The sequence below is a fragment of the Vibrio coralliilyticus genome (assembly GCF_024449095.1).
GTDB lineage: Bacteria > Pseudomonadota > Gammaproteobacteria > Enterobacterales > Vibrionaceae > Vibrio > Vibrio coralliilyticus_A.
Map to the genome: position 1 here is coordinate 480,143 of NZ_CP024627.1, position 14,919 is coordinate 495,061.

Below are 14,919 nucleotides of genomic sequence, written 5' to 3' on the forward strand. Positions count from 1 at the left end.
GCTCAAGTAGTCGCGCCATATGAACGAGAAATGAAATGAAATTATTGAGAGAGCATGAATTCTCCTATTGCCAAACTAGAGAAAAAGCTCGGCTATCAATTCAATGATGCTGAGCTTATTAATTTAGCGCTGACTCACCGTAGCGCTCATGGAAAACACAATGAGCGTCTTGAGTTTCTGGGCGATTCAATTTTAAGTTTTGTCATTGCTGACGATCTTTATCATCGTTTCCCTAAAGTCAATGAAGGGGATATGAGCCGTATGCGCGCGACACTTGTTCGTGGTAACACGCTGGCGGAACTCGGTCGAGAATTCGAACTGGGAGATCACTTAAAATTAGGTCCAGGTGAATTGAAGAGTGGTGGTTTCCGTCGTGATTCAATTTTAGCTGACGCTGTTGAAGCCATTATTGGTGCCATTTATTTAGACAGTGATATTGAAGTGGTACGTGGCATTATCCTTAGCTGGTATAAGCAACGCCTTGAAGCGATTCAACCGGGTGTTTCTCAGAAAGACCCGAAAACACGTCTTCAAGAGTTTCTGCAGGGACGAAGAAAACCACTTCCTGTCTACACAGTGACTAATATTAAAGGTGAAGCACACAACCAGCAGTTTACTGTGTCGTGTGAAGTTGCAGGTGTCGGATCACCTGTAATAGGTAAAGGCACCAGCCGCCGCAAGGCAGAACAAGCGGCTGCAGAACTAGCATTAGAGCAACTGAGCAATGACTGATTCAACAGATAACAACGAGTTCGATATCGATGCGTTTTTCTCATCGAGTGGTGAAGTGAGCTCACCGGAAAACCAACATTGTGGCTTTGTTGCTATTGTTGGTCGTCCTAATGTGGGTAAATCAACACTACTTAATCGAATTCTTGGGCAAAAAATTTCGATCACTTCTCGTAAGCCCCAAACAACGCGCCACCGTATTATGGGGGTTGATACTGAAGGCGATTATCAGGCGATTTACGTCGACACTCCAGGTCTTCACATTGAAGAAAAGCGCGCGATCAACCGCTTAATGAACCGCGCGGCTAACTCATCTCTGAGTGATGTGAATTTGGTGTTCTTTCTGGTCGATGGCACACATTGGACCAAAGACGACGAAATGGTGCTGACTAAGCTGCAGAAGTCGAACTTCCCAGTGGTGTTATGCGTCAACAAAGTCGACAACGTACAAGATCGTAACGACGTGATGCAGCACATGATGGATATGTCGAAAAAGATGGAATTCGTTGATGTGGTGCCTATCTCCGCGAAACAAGGCAAAAATATCGATGTGCTGCGTAAGCATGTTCGTGAGCACCTACCGCAAGCGACCCATCACTTCCCAGAAGAGTATGTTACTGACCGTTCTCAGCGCTTTATGGCGTCGGAAATTGTGCGTGAGAAACTCATGCGCTTCACTGGAGAAGAGTTGCCCTATTCGGTGACGGTAGAAATTGAGCGCTTTGACTACAACCCTGAAACCGATGGTTTCCATATCAATGCGTTGATTTTGGTTGAACGTAATGGCCAGAAAAAAATGGTGATTGGTAAAGGCGGCGAGAAAATTAAGACCATAGGCCGTGAAGCACGTCTGGACATGGAAGAGCTGTTTGGTCGTAAAGTGTACCTAGAAACTTGGGTTAAAGTGAAATCCGGCTGGGCTGATGATGAACGTGCACTGCGTTCACTTGGCTATATAGACGATTTATAAGTTTGGCAGCGAATTCACTTCGCTCCAACATGAGTTAGTGTAAGGAGCCTATAGGCTCCTTATTTTTTATGTAACATTGATTTGGCATTCTCTATGACTTCAGAAGGCTTACAGCGCTGTTTTGTTCTTCATCGTCGTCCTTACAGTGAGTCGAGTTTAATTCTTGATGTCTTTAGTGAGGAGTTTGGACGCGTCACATTGATGTCAAAAGGGGCGCGCAGCAAACGCTCCAATCTCAAAGGGGCATTGCAACCATTCACCCCCTTACTTCTTAAATGGTCTGGGAAAGGTTCGATGAAAACACTGCGCCAAGCAGAACCTATCAGCCTTGGGTTGCCTCTTAGCGGAATCAACCTTTATTCAGCGATGTACGTAAATGAGTTGATTGGACGTATCTTGATGGCAGAAGTACCGATGCCAGCTTTATTCCATGATTACCTTCATGCGCTGACTGAGTTGGCTCAGTGTGATAATCCAGAACCGGCATTGCGACGTTTCGAGTTAGCTATGCTGTCAGCCATGGGGTATGGCGTTGATTTTTTACATTGTGCGGGCACTGGAGATGCGATTGAGCCAGACATGACCTATCGCTATCGGGAGCAGAAGGGTTTTATCGCCTCTGTCCGACGCGATAACTTAACCTTTTTGGGGAATGAACTGATTGCGATTAGTGAGCGAAGGTTCACCACAAAAGAACAACTTAAAGCGGCAAAACGCTTTACACGTATAGCATTAAAGCCGTATCTTGGCGGCAAACCATTAAAGAGTCGGGAGCTATTTATGCAAATTTTAGCTCCCAAATCACGGAGTATTGGAAAATGAGTTCAATTTACCTGGGTGTTAACATCGATCATATTGCGACATTACGTAACGCTCGTGGTACTAAGTACCCAGATCCGGTTCATGCAGCAGAAGTGGCAGAGCGTGCTGGAGCGGACGGTATCACCATTCATTTGCGAGAAGATCGCCGCCATATTGTTGATCGTGATGTACGTATTCTGCGTGAAACTATCCAAACTCGTATGAACCTTGAGATGGCTGTGACGGATGAAATGGTTGAGATCGCCCTGCAAACTCAGCCTGAATACGTGTGCCTTGTACCGGAAAAACGTGAAGAATTAACCACAGAAGGTGGCCTAGATGTGGCTGGTCACTTAGAGAAGATTAAAGCTGCCACTAAAACATTGACGGACGCAGGTATTAAAGTGTCCCTATTTATTGATGCTGACCGCGAACAGATTGATGCAGCTAAAGCGTGTGGTGCGCCATACATTGAGCTTCATACTGGCCATTATGCGGATGCAGAAAATGATGCTGATCAGCAAGATGAGCTAAAGAAAATCGCTGCGGGTGCGAGCTATGCTGCGGATCTGGGTATTACAGTAAATGCAGGCCATGGCCTGACTTATCACAACGTGGCCCCTATTGCTGCTATTCCAGAGATCTACGAACTGAACATTGGTCACTCTATCATCGGCCGTGCAGCACTTGATGGCTTGCATAAGGCGGTGGCAGACATGAAAGCACTGATGGTTGAAGCGCGTAAATAACCACAATGGCGATCGTTGGTCTAGGGACAGATATTGCAGAAATCGAGCGAGTGGAGAAAGCACTAACTCGTAGTGGAGAAGCTTTTGCTCGACGTATTTTGACGGATGTTGAGCTACAACGATTCCAATTGCTTAAGCAGCAGGGGCGGTTTTTAGCTAAGCGCTTTGCGGCTAAAGAAGCCGCATCAAAAGCATTGGGCACTGGTATTGCATTGGGGGTGACGTTCCATGACTTCACCATTACCAATGACGAACATGGCGCGCCACTGTTGTCTTTATCTGGCAAAGCATTGGAATTTGCTCAAAAAAAACAGGTGGAGCATATCCACCTGTCGATTTCCGATGAGCGTCACTATGCCGTGGCTACCGTTATCTACGAATCTAAATAAGGCGCCGCACTTGCGGTGACCTTTTCCATTTCATCTTGTAGTTCAAACAGTTCTGGTTCTATATCTTCAATACTGGCGCCTGAACGTAGGGCTTTCTCTATTGTCGCGCAGACTTTCTTTAATCTAGGGACACCACAGTAAGAGCTACTGCCATGCAGTTTGTGTACATGGTGGATGAGGTTTTCACTGTCCACATTTTCCTCTTCCAACGCCGATTCAACGATTGCGCTGACTTCGGGAATATAGTCGATCAGCATTTGCAGCATATCGCGTGCAAGGTCTTCCTTGTTTGCCGACTGTTTAAGCGCTGCTTGCCAGTCAATAATGATGTTGTCGTGCTCAATGATAGGCGCGCTAGTATGTTCATCAGGTTCGATATCAGAAGGTAAGTCGATCTTCTCCATTTGTGATTCAGAAGTATATGGATTCCAGTGCATCAGTACTTGCTGCAGTACATGCTCTTCAATCGGTTTGGTCAGGTAATCATCCATACCCGCTCCTAGTAATCTATCACGTTCGCCACTCATAGCATGGGCTGTCACAGCGATCACTGGGGTGCTGGCATTCAGTTGTGTTTGCTTGATTTTGCCACAAGCGGTCACACCATCCATGTGCGGCATTTGAATGTCCATTAATATGATATCGAAATGCTGAGCTTCTGCTTGAGTCACGGCATCTAAGCCATTAGTACAAGTGACGACTTTTTCTACCCGCTCTGTTAATAGGGCGCTGATTAATTTAAGGTTAGCCGGGTTGTCATCGACGGCCATAACGGTAAGTGGCAGGGTTTCATTGTAGGCGGGTTCTGCTTCGATAACAGGTAAGCTTTCTTGATTTGCTGCCAGTGTTTGCAGCAGTTTGCGACGAGATAATGGCTTAGTAATACAATGGACATGATGGGTCTGAATCAGATGATCAGACAATGCCAGAGCCGTACTTGGAATACCGACCACAACTTGAGGAGCACATAGCTGTGCTTGTTTCACCCATTGCTCGACTAGTTCAGGCTCGTTGGCTTTATTTGGCGCAAGATTCAGTAGCACATAATCGTATTGGTTGGCTTCTTCAGGCACGGAAGAGCGATAGGTAACAATCAAGCCCTCTTGTACAAGAGTTTGTTGAGTGACAGAAGCGGCTTGCATATTTGGCTCTACCAGCAGCAGTGTTCTCTGCTTGAGAACCTGAGTTTCGATCAAATCGCTCACGGGCATATCCGTGGCGTTCAATCTCAGAGTGAACCAGAAGGTGGAACCTTGGTGCAAGCGGCTGGTTAGGCTGATTTCTCCCCCCATTTGGCTGACCAGCTTCTGGGTAATGACTAAGCCAAGCCCCGTACCACCGTAGCGACGAGAAATACTGGCGTCCGCTTGGCTGAATGCTTGAAATAATTGTGATTGCTGGCGCTCTGAAATACCAATGCCGGTGTCTCGCACCATAAACTGAAGCTCGACTGAGTCTTCTTTCTGTGAGCGTAGCTCAACACTGATATCGATGTTGCCACGCTCGGTAAATTTGATCGAGTTACCTACCAGATTAGTCAAAACTTGCTGAATACGTAGCGGGTCTCCGACCAGACCTGCAGGGATTTTAGGATCCACTTTAAGGGTTAATTCGAGGCCTTTTTCATGGGCGCTGGTGGCTTGCAAGCTCACAACTTCTTCAAGCGTTTCCTGAAACTCAAATGGAATATTTTCCAATGCCAACTTGCCTGCTTCCAGTTTAGAAAAGTCCAGAATGTCGTTAATAATATTGAGCAGGTTGTTGGCTGACTTTTCGATGGTCTGCAAATAATCCGCTTGGCTGTTAGTCAGCTTGGTTTTGAGCATCTGTCGAGTAAAGCCAATCACACCGTTCAATGGCGTACGTAGCTCATGAGACATATTCGCGAGGAACTCAGACTTCACTCGCGCGGCTTCTTGGGCTCGTTTCTTGGCAATATCCAATTCAACGTTTTGGATCTCGAGCTGTTCAAGCGTTTCTCGCAAGTCGGAAGTAGCCTGATCAATACTATGCTGCATTTCCACATGATATTCTGACAACGAAACTGCCATTGCGTTGATACCATTTTTGAGTGAATCGAGCTCTCCATGCATTTTACCTTCAATTCGCACATCTAAATGTCCACGACGGATTCTGTCGACCATGTTTTTCATATGAGAAATCGGGCGCGTGACATCATGCATCAATCGGTAAGCGAACATCGCGGATAGCCCTAGCCCAGAGAGTAGAACCAGAAAGGCGGAAAAAATCTCTTGGTATTGTTGCAAACGTAAGGAAGAAAGATCCAGCTCTACCGCAATGTAGCCTAGAGCTTGGTTGGTGTTTTGTCCTTTTGGTGTTGATATCAGCCCTGATTCAGCGATGATCGGCGCACGTAGGATCAGTGTGTTTTCCTGTAAGTCAGAAGTGACCAGTAGTGGAATTGGCGCATTACCCGGGAACGTCAGAGATTCAAAGTTCGGATGAAAGTTGGAAGTAACGAATAAATCGTGGTTGTAATCGAAGACGGCGATACTGCGAACAAACTTTGAGTTTTTCCGGTGCGCATAACTGATAATTCGACGGACAGATTCGCGGCTGTTGTTTTTTAGTCCCTCTTCGCTGGCAATCGCCAGAGGTTCAATAATACTTAAGCCTGAATTGATGACCTGCTTTTCCAAGTCGTGATAGCGATTAAAGGAGAAAAACGCACTCAGTAACAGGCCAATGATCAACGTCGGCGCGAGTGTGAGGGTAATAACGCGGGCGCGTAAGCCATATCTTGTCATTATTGTCTAAACATCGTGGTGTGGATATGGGAAAATAACTTCCACAAATAAAAGAAGCCGTCGAATCCTTAAGCATAATAAACTCGTTCGGCTCAGACAATGATTCAGGCATGAAAAGGTGCGCCTGAACATCAATACAGAGCAATAGTTAAAAGGCACAGAGCATAGCATGGCGCGTTTCTTCCAACCGAAAAAGAAAACTCAACTCAACACTAAGCACCAATCGTTGAAAATCGAAAAACTCGATCATCATGGTGCAGGTATCGCTTACCAAAATAAGAAGCCAATTTTTATTGAAGGGGCACTGCCGGGAGAGCAAGTGTTAGCTCAGTTGACCGAAAGCAAGAGCAAGTTCTCACGTGCGACGCTGATTAAGGTACAAACGCCGAGTGAACAACGAGTTGAACCCTTCTGCCCACATTATCAGCAGTGTGGGGGCTGTAATATGCAACACCTGAGTAGTGAGCACCAGCAGATGCACAAACAGCAAACGCTGAGCCAATTGATGAGCAAGTTTGCAGGACAGAGCCTCAGCTTAGAGGCCCCGATAGTCGGTGAGTCCCAAGGCTACCGTCGCCGCGCTCGCATCAGTGTTATGGTGGATAAAAAAACGCGTCAGCTGAAGTTTGGTTTCCGTAAAAAGCAGAGTAAAGACATCGTCACTCTGACTCACTGCCCCGTTTTGGCGCCGGAATTGGATGAGTTATTGCCTGAGTTATATGCGTTGCTAACGTGCTTTTCTCAACAAGAGAACATTGGTCATGTCGAGTTAGTGAAAGCTGACAACACGCGCATTCTGGTTTTACGTCATCTCAAGCCACTGAAAAATAAAGATCATGATGCGCTGCTTGAATTTGCCACGCTCAATCAGATTACGCTTTATCTGATGCCAAACAACGAACAGCTGGTGCTTGCCGCCGGTGAAGCGGGTGTTTATCAGGAAACGGGCGTCACCATCCCGTTCGAGCCCAATAATTTCATTCAAGTTAATCAACAAGTGAATGCGCAGATGGTTACTCAGGCGTTGGATTGGCTGGCGTTATCTGAGCAAGACCGAGTGTTAGATTTATTTTGTGGGCTAGGGAACTTCAGCCTCCCCATCGCTAAGCAGGTAAAAAGCGTTACCGGTGTGGAAGGGGTCGATGAGATGGTGAAGAAAGCCACTCATAATGCTCAAGTTAACCAGATTGAGAATGCTCAGTTTTATCAGGCAAATTTGGAACAAGATATGTCTGGTCAGCTCTGGGCGAGAGAAAAATTTGATAAAATACTGCTGGATCCGGCACGAGCTGGCGCCAGTGGTATTGTCGAGCAAGTTTCATCGCTAGGTGCGACAAGAGTCGTTTATGTTTCTTGTAATCCTGCTACTCTAGCGCGAGATTCTCAGAGCTTGCTAAGTCAGGGATTCAAGTTACAACGATTGGGAATGCTAGACATGTTTCCACACACCAGTCACTTAGAATCCATGGCGCTTTTTGTGAAGGATTAATACGAACTTACTCTCTCAAGCGCAGTCTCACTGCGGGGTAGGTCGAAGAAAAAAGTTTAACAGGACGAAGACAATGGTTGCGGTAAGAAGCGCACATTTGAACCAAGACGAACAGTTTGATCTAGATAATTGGATTGCTAGCCTAGAGCAGGACACAAAAGTCGCGAAGCGTCTTAAAGAAGTGTATCGCCATTGCGAAACGATTCTTGAAAATAACGACCAAGGCCCACTGTTATTATGGCGTGGCCGTGAAATGATCGAAATCCTCATTACCCTCTCCATGGACAAAGCAACGCTAGTCGCCGCCTTATTGTTCCCCGTCGTTTCTAGCGGTGCGTATCAACGTGAAGCGCTGGAGGAGGACTTCGGTAAGGAAACGATTAAATTGATTGATGGCGTTGAAGAAATGGCAGCATTGGGCCAACTCAACGTCACAATGGAAGGCAGCGCCGCTTCTGCTCAGGTCGATAATGTGCGCCGCATGCTACTGGCGATGGTTGACGACTTTCGCTGCGTGGTGATCAAACTTGCCGAGCGTATTTGTAATCTGATTGAGGTGAAGAAGGCCCCGGATGAAGTTCGTCAAGCCGCGGCAAAAGAGTGTTCAAACATTTATGCCCCTTTGGCTAATCGCTTAGGTATCGGTCAGCTGAAATGGGAAATTGAAGATTATGCTTTCCGTTATCAACAGCCAGAAACTTATAAGCAAATCGCCAAACAGCTGTCTGAGCGTCGTATCGTCCGTGAACAGTACATCACAGATTTTGTGGATGACCTGTCGAATGAAATTACATCGTCAGGCATCAATGCGGAAGTGAGTGGCCGTCCGAAGCATATTTACAGTATCTGGCGCAAAATGCAGAAGAAGAGCTTGGCATTCGATGAACTGTTTGATGTGCGTGCGGTTCGAATCATTGCTGATAAGCTTCAGGATTGTTATGCCGCCCTAGGTGTGGTGCATACTAAGTATAAGCATTTGCCAAGTGAGTTTGATGATTACGTGGCAAACCCTAAGCCAAATGGTTATCAGTCAATTCATACCGTGATCCTTGGCCCTGAAGGAAAAACCATCGAAATCCAGATTCGTACTAAAGACATGCATGAAGACTCGGAGTTGGGGGTTGCTGCGCACTGGAAGTACAAAGAAGGTGGTGGTGGTCGAAGTGGCTACGACGAGAAAATTACTTGGCTGCGTAAACTGCTTGATTGGCAGGAGGAAATGTCAGATTCGGGCGAAATGCTTGATGAAGTCCGCAGTCAGGTCTTTGATGATCGCGTTTATGCCTTTACCCCGCGCGGGGATGTTGTTGATTTGCCGATGGGCGCGACACCGCTTGATTTTGCCTATCACATTCATTCTGAAGTTGGTCATCGCTGTATTGGAGCGAAAGTCGCAGGTCGCATCGTACCGTTTACTCACAAGCTTTCTATGGGTGATCAGGTCGAGATCATCACGGCGAAAGAACCCAATCCTTCGCGAGACTGGCTCAACCCGTCAATGGGGTTTGTCACTTCTGGCCGTGCACGTGCCAAGATCAATGCTTGGTTCCGCAAACAGTCACGTGAGAAGAACTTAGAAGCGGGTCGAGAGATCCTTGAAGTCGAACTGGCAAAAATCGGTGCAACACTGAAAGATGCAGAGCAATATGCGCTGAAACGTTTTAATGTTAACAGTGCCGATGAGCTATACGTCGGTGTTGGCAGCGGCGACTTGCGTATTAACCAGATCATTAATCACATCAATGCTTTGGTGAACAAGCCAACCGCTGAAGAAGAAGATCAGCAGGCGCTCGAAAAACTGCAGGAAGCAAAAACTAAAGCGCCTGCGCAAAGTCGTCCGAAGAAAGATGCCGTAGTGGTTGAAGGTGTAGATAATTTGATGACGCACCTTGCACGCTGCTGTCAGCCCATTCCGGGTGATGAGATTTCTGGTTATATCACACAAGGGCGGGGGATCTCTGTCCACCGAGCGGACTGTGAACAACTGGAAGAGCTGCGTCATCACGCGCTAGAACGTATCATAGATACTGTGTGGGGTAGTGGTTTTGTAGGGTCTTACATACTGACGGTACGCGTAGAAGCCATGGAGCGCAGTGGGTTACTCAAAGACATCACGACGCTGTTTGCCAACGAGAAGATCAAAGTCACCAGCATGAAGAGTCGTGTTGACTACCGTAAGCAGTTGTCGATTATGGATTTTGATCTTGAGGTGACGAATATCGAAATTCTACAGCGTGTGTCGAAGCGAGTAGAGCAGATCCGAGATGTTATGTCGGTAAAACGCCTCGGCTAAAATTCTCGTCATACTTGAAGCTGATAGCGTTGTTGCCTGCGCTTACTCGCTCCATCACATAGGCAAGCTATGCTCAGGAGTCTCGCTCGCTTGCCGCCTAGCTACAGCTTCAATTATTTAGAGAATTGATAAACATATAACAAAGGTGAGTGGTTAGGACTGCTCGCCTTTTTCTTTAAATAGCAAGGCTTAAAGGAAAAGAGAACATGAATCACCCGATAGAACAATTAGAAGCGATCATGGCACAGCTTCGTGATCCTGAGAATGGCTGTCCGTGGGACCTAAAACAAAGCTTTGACACGATTGTTCCTCACACCATTGAGGAAACCTACGAAGTTGTAGATGCCATCCACAATCGCGATTGGCCAAACCTTAAGGAAGAACTCGGGGATTTATTGTTTCAGGTTATTTTCTATAGTCAGCTAGCTAAAGAACAGGGTTTGTTTGATTTTTCAGAGGTGGTCGACACGGTGAATGAAAAGCTTACTCGTCGTCATCCCCATGTCTTTTCTGATGTTGAATTTGAATCGGACGAAGAAATCAACGCCAACTGGGAAGCTGAAAAAGCCAAAGAAAAAGCTGAAGTAGGCAGAATGGAACAAAGTATTCTAGACTCAATACCGAATTCTCTGCCTGCCTTGTCGCGTGCGACAAAGATTCAGAAGAAGTGCGCCAAGTTTGGCTTCGATTGGGATTCATTAGGGCCTGTGGTCGACAAAGTGAGAGAAGAGGTTGATGAAGTGATGGCAGAGGCACTTCAAGTTTCCCCTGATGAATCGAAAATTGAGTTGGAATTAGGTGATTTACTGTTTGCTACCGTCAATTTAAGTCGGCACTTAGGGCAAAATCCTGAATCGGCCTTAAGCAAAGCAAACTTAAAATTTTCTCAACGATTTAGAAGTGTTGAAGCTATGGTGGCAGAGCAAGGTAAGCAACTGACAGATTTTGATTTACAACAATTGGATAGCATGTGGGACGAAGTAAAACGCCGCGAATCGAAGCCGTAATCATAGTGTATCTTGCCGATCGAATTTGATTTGAAGCAAAAAATAAAAAATTACAGTGTGATAGATTTCACGTTGTGGCGATAAGGGTCTTCTGGTATATTTATCTCCCGTCCAGAAGAAATCCATTTCCCTCATTCAACCAATTTCAGGTTAAACATGACGACAAATTACATTTTTGTTACTGGCGGGGTTGTATCCTCTCTAGGTAAAGGTATTGCAGCAGCATCTCTTGCCGCTATTCTTGAAGCTCGTGGTCTTAAAGTGACTATGATGAAGCTTGACCCTTACATCAACGTTGACCCAGGCACAATGAGCCCAACTCAGCACGGTGAAGTGTTTGTTACAGAAGATGGTGCCGAAACTGACCTAGACCTTGGTCACTACGAGCGTTTTATTCGCACTAAGATGACTAAGCGTAATAACTTCACCGCCGGTCGTGTTTACGCTGACGTGCTACGTAAAGAGCGTCGTGGCGACTACCTAGGTGCAACCATTCAGGTTATCCCTCACATCACTAATGCAATCAAAGACCGCGTTATTGCAGGCTCTGAAGGTCATGACGTTGCGATCGTTGAAGTTGGTGGCACCGTTGGTGATATCGAATCTCTACCATTTATGGAAGCAATCCGTCAGTTGGCTGTAGAGCTAGGCCGTGAGCGTGCTATGTTCATGCACCTGACACTGGTTCCTTACCTTGCCGCAGCAGGTGAAGTGAAAACGAAACCGACTCAGCACTCAGTGAAAGAGCTGCTGTCTATCGGTATCCAACCAGATATTCTCGTTTGTCGCTCAGATCGCATGATCCCAGCGAACGAGCGTAAGAAGATCGCTCTTTTTTGTAACGTACAAGAAAAAGCGGTTATCTCTATGAAGGACGTAGATTCAATCTACAAGATCCCTCAATTGATCAAATCTCAAGGTCTTGACGACCTAGTTTGTTCTCGTTTCGGTATTTCTGCTCCTGAAGCGGATCTGACTGAGTGGGAACAAGTTATCTATGAAGAAGCAAACCCAACAGCAGAAGTGACCATTGGTATGGTCGGTAAGTACATCGAACTGCCGGATGCTTACAAGTCGGTCAACGAAGCGCTGAAACACGCAGGTCTGAAGAACCGTTTGAGCGTTAAGATTAAGTACGTTGACTCACAAGACGTAGAAACCAAAGGTGAAGAAGCGCTGGAAGGTCTAGATGCTATCTTGGTACCTGGTGGTTTCGGTGATCGTGGGGTGGAAGGCAAAATCCGTGCGGCGCAATACGCTCGTGAAAACAAGGTTCCTTACCTAGGTATTTGTCTGGGTATGCAAGTGGCACTGATTGAATACGCGCGTAACGTTGCGGGTATGGAAGGTGCACATTCAACAGAATTTAACAAAGAGACCAAGTACCCTGTGGTAGGTTTGATCACGGAGTGGGTAGACGGTGAAGGTAAAGTTGAAGAACGTACCGAAAAGTCTGACCTAGGCGGTACGATGCGTCTTGGTTCGCAGCTATGTCACCTAGAGAAAGGAACTAAAGCTCGTGAACTCTACGGTAGCGCGACGATTCATGAACGTCACCGCCACCGTTACGAAGTGAACAACAATCTGCGTCCAAAAATTGAAAAAGCGGGCCTAAAAGTGTCAGGCCTGTCAGCAGATAAGAAACTTGTGGAAGTTATTGAGAATCCAGCTCACCCATGGTTTGTAGCGGCTCAATTCCACCCAGAGTTCACTTCGACACCTCGCGATGGTCACCCACTATTCGCAGGGTTCGTAAAAGCGGCTGGTGAATTCCAACGCGGCGAATTAGAGAAGTAAAAAGGATACGGGCAGTGGCGAAGGTTGTGCTGTTGCCTTTTAAATTTGACATTTATATTTGAACGAGAGGAAACATTAATGTCTAAGATCGTTAAAGTTCTAGGTCGTGAAATCATCGACTCACGTGGTAACCCAACTGTAGAAGCTGAAGTACACCTAGAAGGCGGTTTCGTAGGTATGGCTGCTGCTCCATCTGGCGCATCAACTGGTTCACGTGAAGCTCTTGAGCTACGTGATGGCGACAAAGCTCGTTTCCTAGGTAAAGGTGTTCTTAAAGCTGTTGAAGCGGTAAACGGTGAAATCGCTGAAGCTCTAGTTGGTAAAGACGCTAAAGACCAAGCTGCAATCGACGCAGTAATGATCGAGCTAGACGGTACTGACAACAAATCTAAGTTCGGTGCTAACGCAATCCTAGCGGTTTCTTTAGCGAACGCTAAAGCTGCTGCAGCGGCTAAAGGCATGCCTCTATACGAGCACATCGCTGAGCTAAACGGTACTGCTGGTCAGTTCTCTATGCCTCTACCAATGATGAACATCATCAACGGTGGTGAGCACGCAGACAACAACGTTGACATCCAAGAGTTCATGATCCAACCAGTTGGCGCTAAGACTCTTAAAGAAGGTCTACGTATCGGTGCGGAAGTATTCCACAACCTAGCTAAAGTTCTTAAGTCTAAAGGCTACAGCACTGCAGTTGGTGACGAAGGTGGTTTCGCTCCTAACCTTAAGTCTAACGCTGAAGCTCTAGAAGTTATCGCAGAAGCTGTTGCAGCTGCTGGTTACGAACTAGGTAAAGACGTGACTCTAGCGATGGACTGTGCGGCATCTGAGTTCTTCGACAAAGAAGCTGGCATCTACAACATGAAAGGCGAAGGTAAGACTTTCTCTTCTGAAGAGTTCAACCACTACCTAGCTGAGCTAGCTAACCAATTCCCAATCGTTTCTATCGAAGATGGTCTAGACGAATCTGACTGGGATGGCTTCAAGCACCAAACTGAACTACTAGGTAGCAAGCTTCAACTAGTTGGTGACGACCTATTCGTTACTAACACTAAGATCCTTGCTGAAGGTATCGAGAAAGGCGTAGCTAACTCTATCCTAATCAAGTTCAACCAAATCGGTTCTCTAACTGAGACTCTAGCTGCAATCAAGATGGCTAAAGATGCAGGTTACACAGCAGTAATCTCTCACCGTTCTGGCGAAACTGAAGATGCAACTATCGCTGACCTAGCGGTAGGTACAGCTGCAGGTCAAATCAAGACTGGTTCTATGAGCCGTTCTGACCGTGTTGCTAAGTACAACCAACTAATCCGTATCGAAGAAGCTCTAGGCGCTAAAGCTCCTTTCAACGGTCTTAAAGAAGTTAAAGGTCAGTAATTCATAGTTTGAATTATTAGCTTTAAAGCTTTAATGAATGCCTCACTTTTTAGTGAGGCATTTTGTGTTTAAGGCTCTAAGAACTTTTAGAGCTCTATGAGCAATGAGCCGTTCTGACCGCGTTGCTGCTATACCCAAAAGAAATCAACCAACTAATCGGTATCGAAGAAGCTCTAGGTTCTAAAGCTCCTTACAACGGTCTTAAAGAAGTTAAAGGTCAGTAATTCATAGTTTGAATTACTAGCTTAAAGCTTTAATGAATGCCTCACTTTTTAGTGGGGCATTTTGCGTTTAAGGCTCTAAGAACTTTTAGAGCTCTATGGGCAATGAGCCGTTCTGACCGTGTTGCTGCCATACCTAAAAGAAAGCAACCAGCTAATCCGTATCGAGGAAGCTCTAGGTTCTAAAGCTCCTTACAATGGTCTTAAAGAAGTGAAAGGTCAGTAATTCATAGTTTGAATTACTAGCTTAAAGCTTTAATGAATGCCTCACTTTTTAGTGGGGCATTTTGCGTTTAAGGCTCTAAAAACTTCTAGAGCCTTAGCTGACT

At 46.1% G+C, this 14,919-nt stretch carries 11 protein-coding genes; 10 read left to right on the top strand and 1 reads right to left on the bottom strand.

The window, feature by feature from the left end; genetic code table 11:
* Positions 1-54 precede the first annotated feature (54 nt).
* From rnc to acpS, 5 genes are all read left to right on the top strand, one after another.
* Positions 55-732 carry a ribonuclease III gene (gene rnc, locus CTT30_RS02265; protein ID WP_006957792.1) on the top strand — a complete coding sequence of 226 codons (678 nt, stop codon included), beginning with the start codon at positions 55-57 and terminating at the stop codon, positions 730-732.
* Positions 725-1,699, top strand: a complete 975-nt coding sequence (era, locus tag CTT30_RS02270; RefSeq protein WP_239868799.1) for a GTPase Era — start codon at positions 725-727, stop codon at positions 1,697-1,699. The genes rnc and era overlap by 8 nt, the downstream gene beginning before the upstream one ends.
* 93 nt (positions 1,700-1,792) lie before the next feature.
* Positions 1,793-2,521 carry a DNA repair protein RecO gene (gene recO, locus CTT30_RS02275; protein ID WP_252035927.1) on the top strand — a complete coding sequence of 243 codons (729 nt, stop codon included), beginning with the start codon at positions 1,793-1,795 and terminating at the stop codon, positions 2,519-2,521.
* Positions 2,518-3,249 carry a pyridoxine 5'-phosphate synthase gene (gene pdxJ, locus CTT30_RS02280; protein ID WP_252035928.1) on the top strand — a complete coding sequence of 244 codons (732 nt, stop codon included), beginning with the start codon at positions 2,518-2,520 and terminating at the stop codon, positions 3,247-3,249. Before recO ends, pdxJ begins: the two co-directional genes overlap by 4 nt.
* Positions 3,250-3,254: 5 nt before the next feature.
* Positions 3,255-3,638: a holo-ACP synthase gene (acpS, locus tag CTT30_RS02285; RefSeq protein WP_239838530.1), complete on the top strand. Its 384-nt coding sequence runs from the start codon at positions 3,255-3,257 to the stop codon at positions 3,636-3,638.
* On the opposite strand, the gene barA is transcribed toward acpS, so the two are convergent.
* Positions 3,623-6,406: a two-component sensor histidine kinase BarA gene (barA, locus tag CTT30_RS02290; protein ID WP_252035929.1), complete on the bottom strand. Its 2,784-nt coding sequence runs from the start codon at positions 6,404-6,406 to the stop codon at positions 3,623-3,625. The two genes, acpS and barA, sit on opposite strands and share 16 nt — an antisense overlap.
* A gap of 169 nt (positions 6,407-6,575) precedes the next feature.
* Here barA and rlmD point away from each other — a divergent pair, with 169 nt between their 5' ends.
* From rlmD to eno, 5 genes are all read left to right on the top strand, one after another.
* Positions 6,576-7,895, top strand: a complete 1,320-nt coding sequence (rlmD, locus tag CTT30_RS02295; protein WP_252035930.1) for a 23S rRNA (uracil(1939)-C(5))-methyltransferase RlmD — start codon at positions 6,576-6,578, stop codon at positions 7,893-7,895.
* 73 nt (positions 7,896-7,968) lie between these two features.
* Positions 7,969-10,188 carry a GTP diphosphokinase gene (gene relA, locus CTT30_RS02300; RefSeq protein ID WP_252035931.1) on the top strand — a complete coding sequence of 740 codons (2,220 nt, stop codon included), beginning with the start codon at positions 7,969-7,971 and terminating at the stop codon, positions 10,186-10,188.
* A 206-nt stretch (positions 10,189-10,394) separates the two neighbouring features.
* On the top strand, positions 10,395-11,195 hold the full coding sequence (gene mazG / locus CTT30_RS02305; RefSeq protein WP_239868745.1) for a nucleoside triphosphate pyrophosphohydrolase: 801 nt from the start codon (positions 10,395-10,397) through the stop codon (positions 11,193-11,195).
* A 156-nt stretch (positions 11,196-11,351) separates the two neighbouring features.
* Positions 11,352-12,992 carry a CTP synthase gene (pyrG, locus tag CTT30_RS02310; protein ID WP_021458603.1) on the top strand — a complete coding sequence of 547 codons (1,641 nt, stop codon included), beginning with the start codon at positions 11,352-11,354 and terminating at the stop codon, positions 12,990-12,992.
* A 78-nt stretch (positions 12,993-13,070) separates the two neighbouring features.
* On the top strand, positions 13,071-14,369 hold the full coding sequence (eno, locus tag CTT30_RS02315; RefSeq protein WP_252035932.1) for a phosphopyruvate hydratase: 1,299 nt from the start codon (positions 13,071-13,073) through the stop codon (positions 14,367-14,369).
* Positions 14,370-14,919: the final 550 nt, after the last annotated feature.

Excerpts from the sequence above, each read along its gene's own strand:
- barA (WP_252035929.1), bottom strand. The coding sequence starts at position 6,406 with ATGACAAGATATGGCTTACGCGCCCGCGTTATTACCCTCACACTCGCG.
- recO (WP_252035927.1), top strand. The coding sequence starts at position 1,793 with ATGACTTCAGAAGGCTTACAGCGCTGTTTTGTTCTTCATCGTCGTCCT.
- rlmD (WP_252035930.1), top strand. The coding sequence starts at position 6,576 with ATGGCGCGTTTCTTCCAACCGAAAAAGAAAACTCAACTCAACACTAAG.
- acpS (WP_239838530.1), top strand. The coding sequence starts at position 3,255 with ATGGCGATCGTTGGTCTAGGGACAGATATTGCAGAAATCGAGCGAGTG.
- pdxJ (WP_252035928.1), top strand. The coding sequence starts at position 2,518 with ATGAGTTCAATTTACCTGGGTGTTAACATCGATCATATTGCGACATTA.
- eno (WP_252035932.1), top strand. The coding sequence starts at position 13,071 with ATGTCTAAGATCGTTAAAGTTCTAGGTCGTGAAATCATCGACTCACGT.
- mazG (WP_239868745.1), top strand. The coding sequence starts at position 10,395 with ATGAATCACCCGATAGAACAATTAGAAGCGATCATGGCACAGCTTCGT.
- pyrG (WP_021458603.1), top strand. The coding sequence starts at position 11,352 with ATGACGACAAATTACATTTTTGTTACTGGCGGGGTTGTATCCTCTCTA.
- era (WP_239868799.1), top strand. The coding sequence starts at position 725 with ATGACTGATTCAACAGATAACAACGAGTTCGATATCGATGCGTTTTTC.
- relA (WP_252035931.1), top strand. The coding sequence starts at position 7,969 with ATGGTTGCGGTAAGAAGCGCACATTTGAACCAAGACGAACAGTTTGAT.
- rnc (WP_006957792.1), top strand. The coding sequence starts at position 55 with ATGAATTCTCCTATTGCCAAACTAGAGAAAAAGCTCGGCTATCAATTC.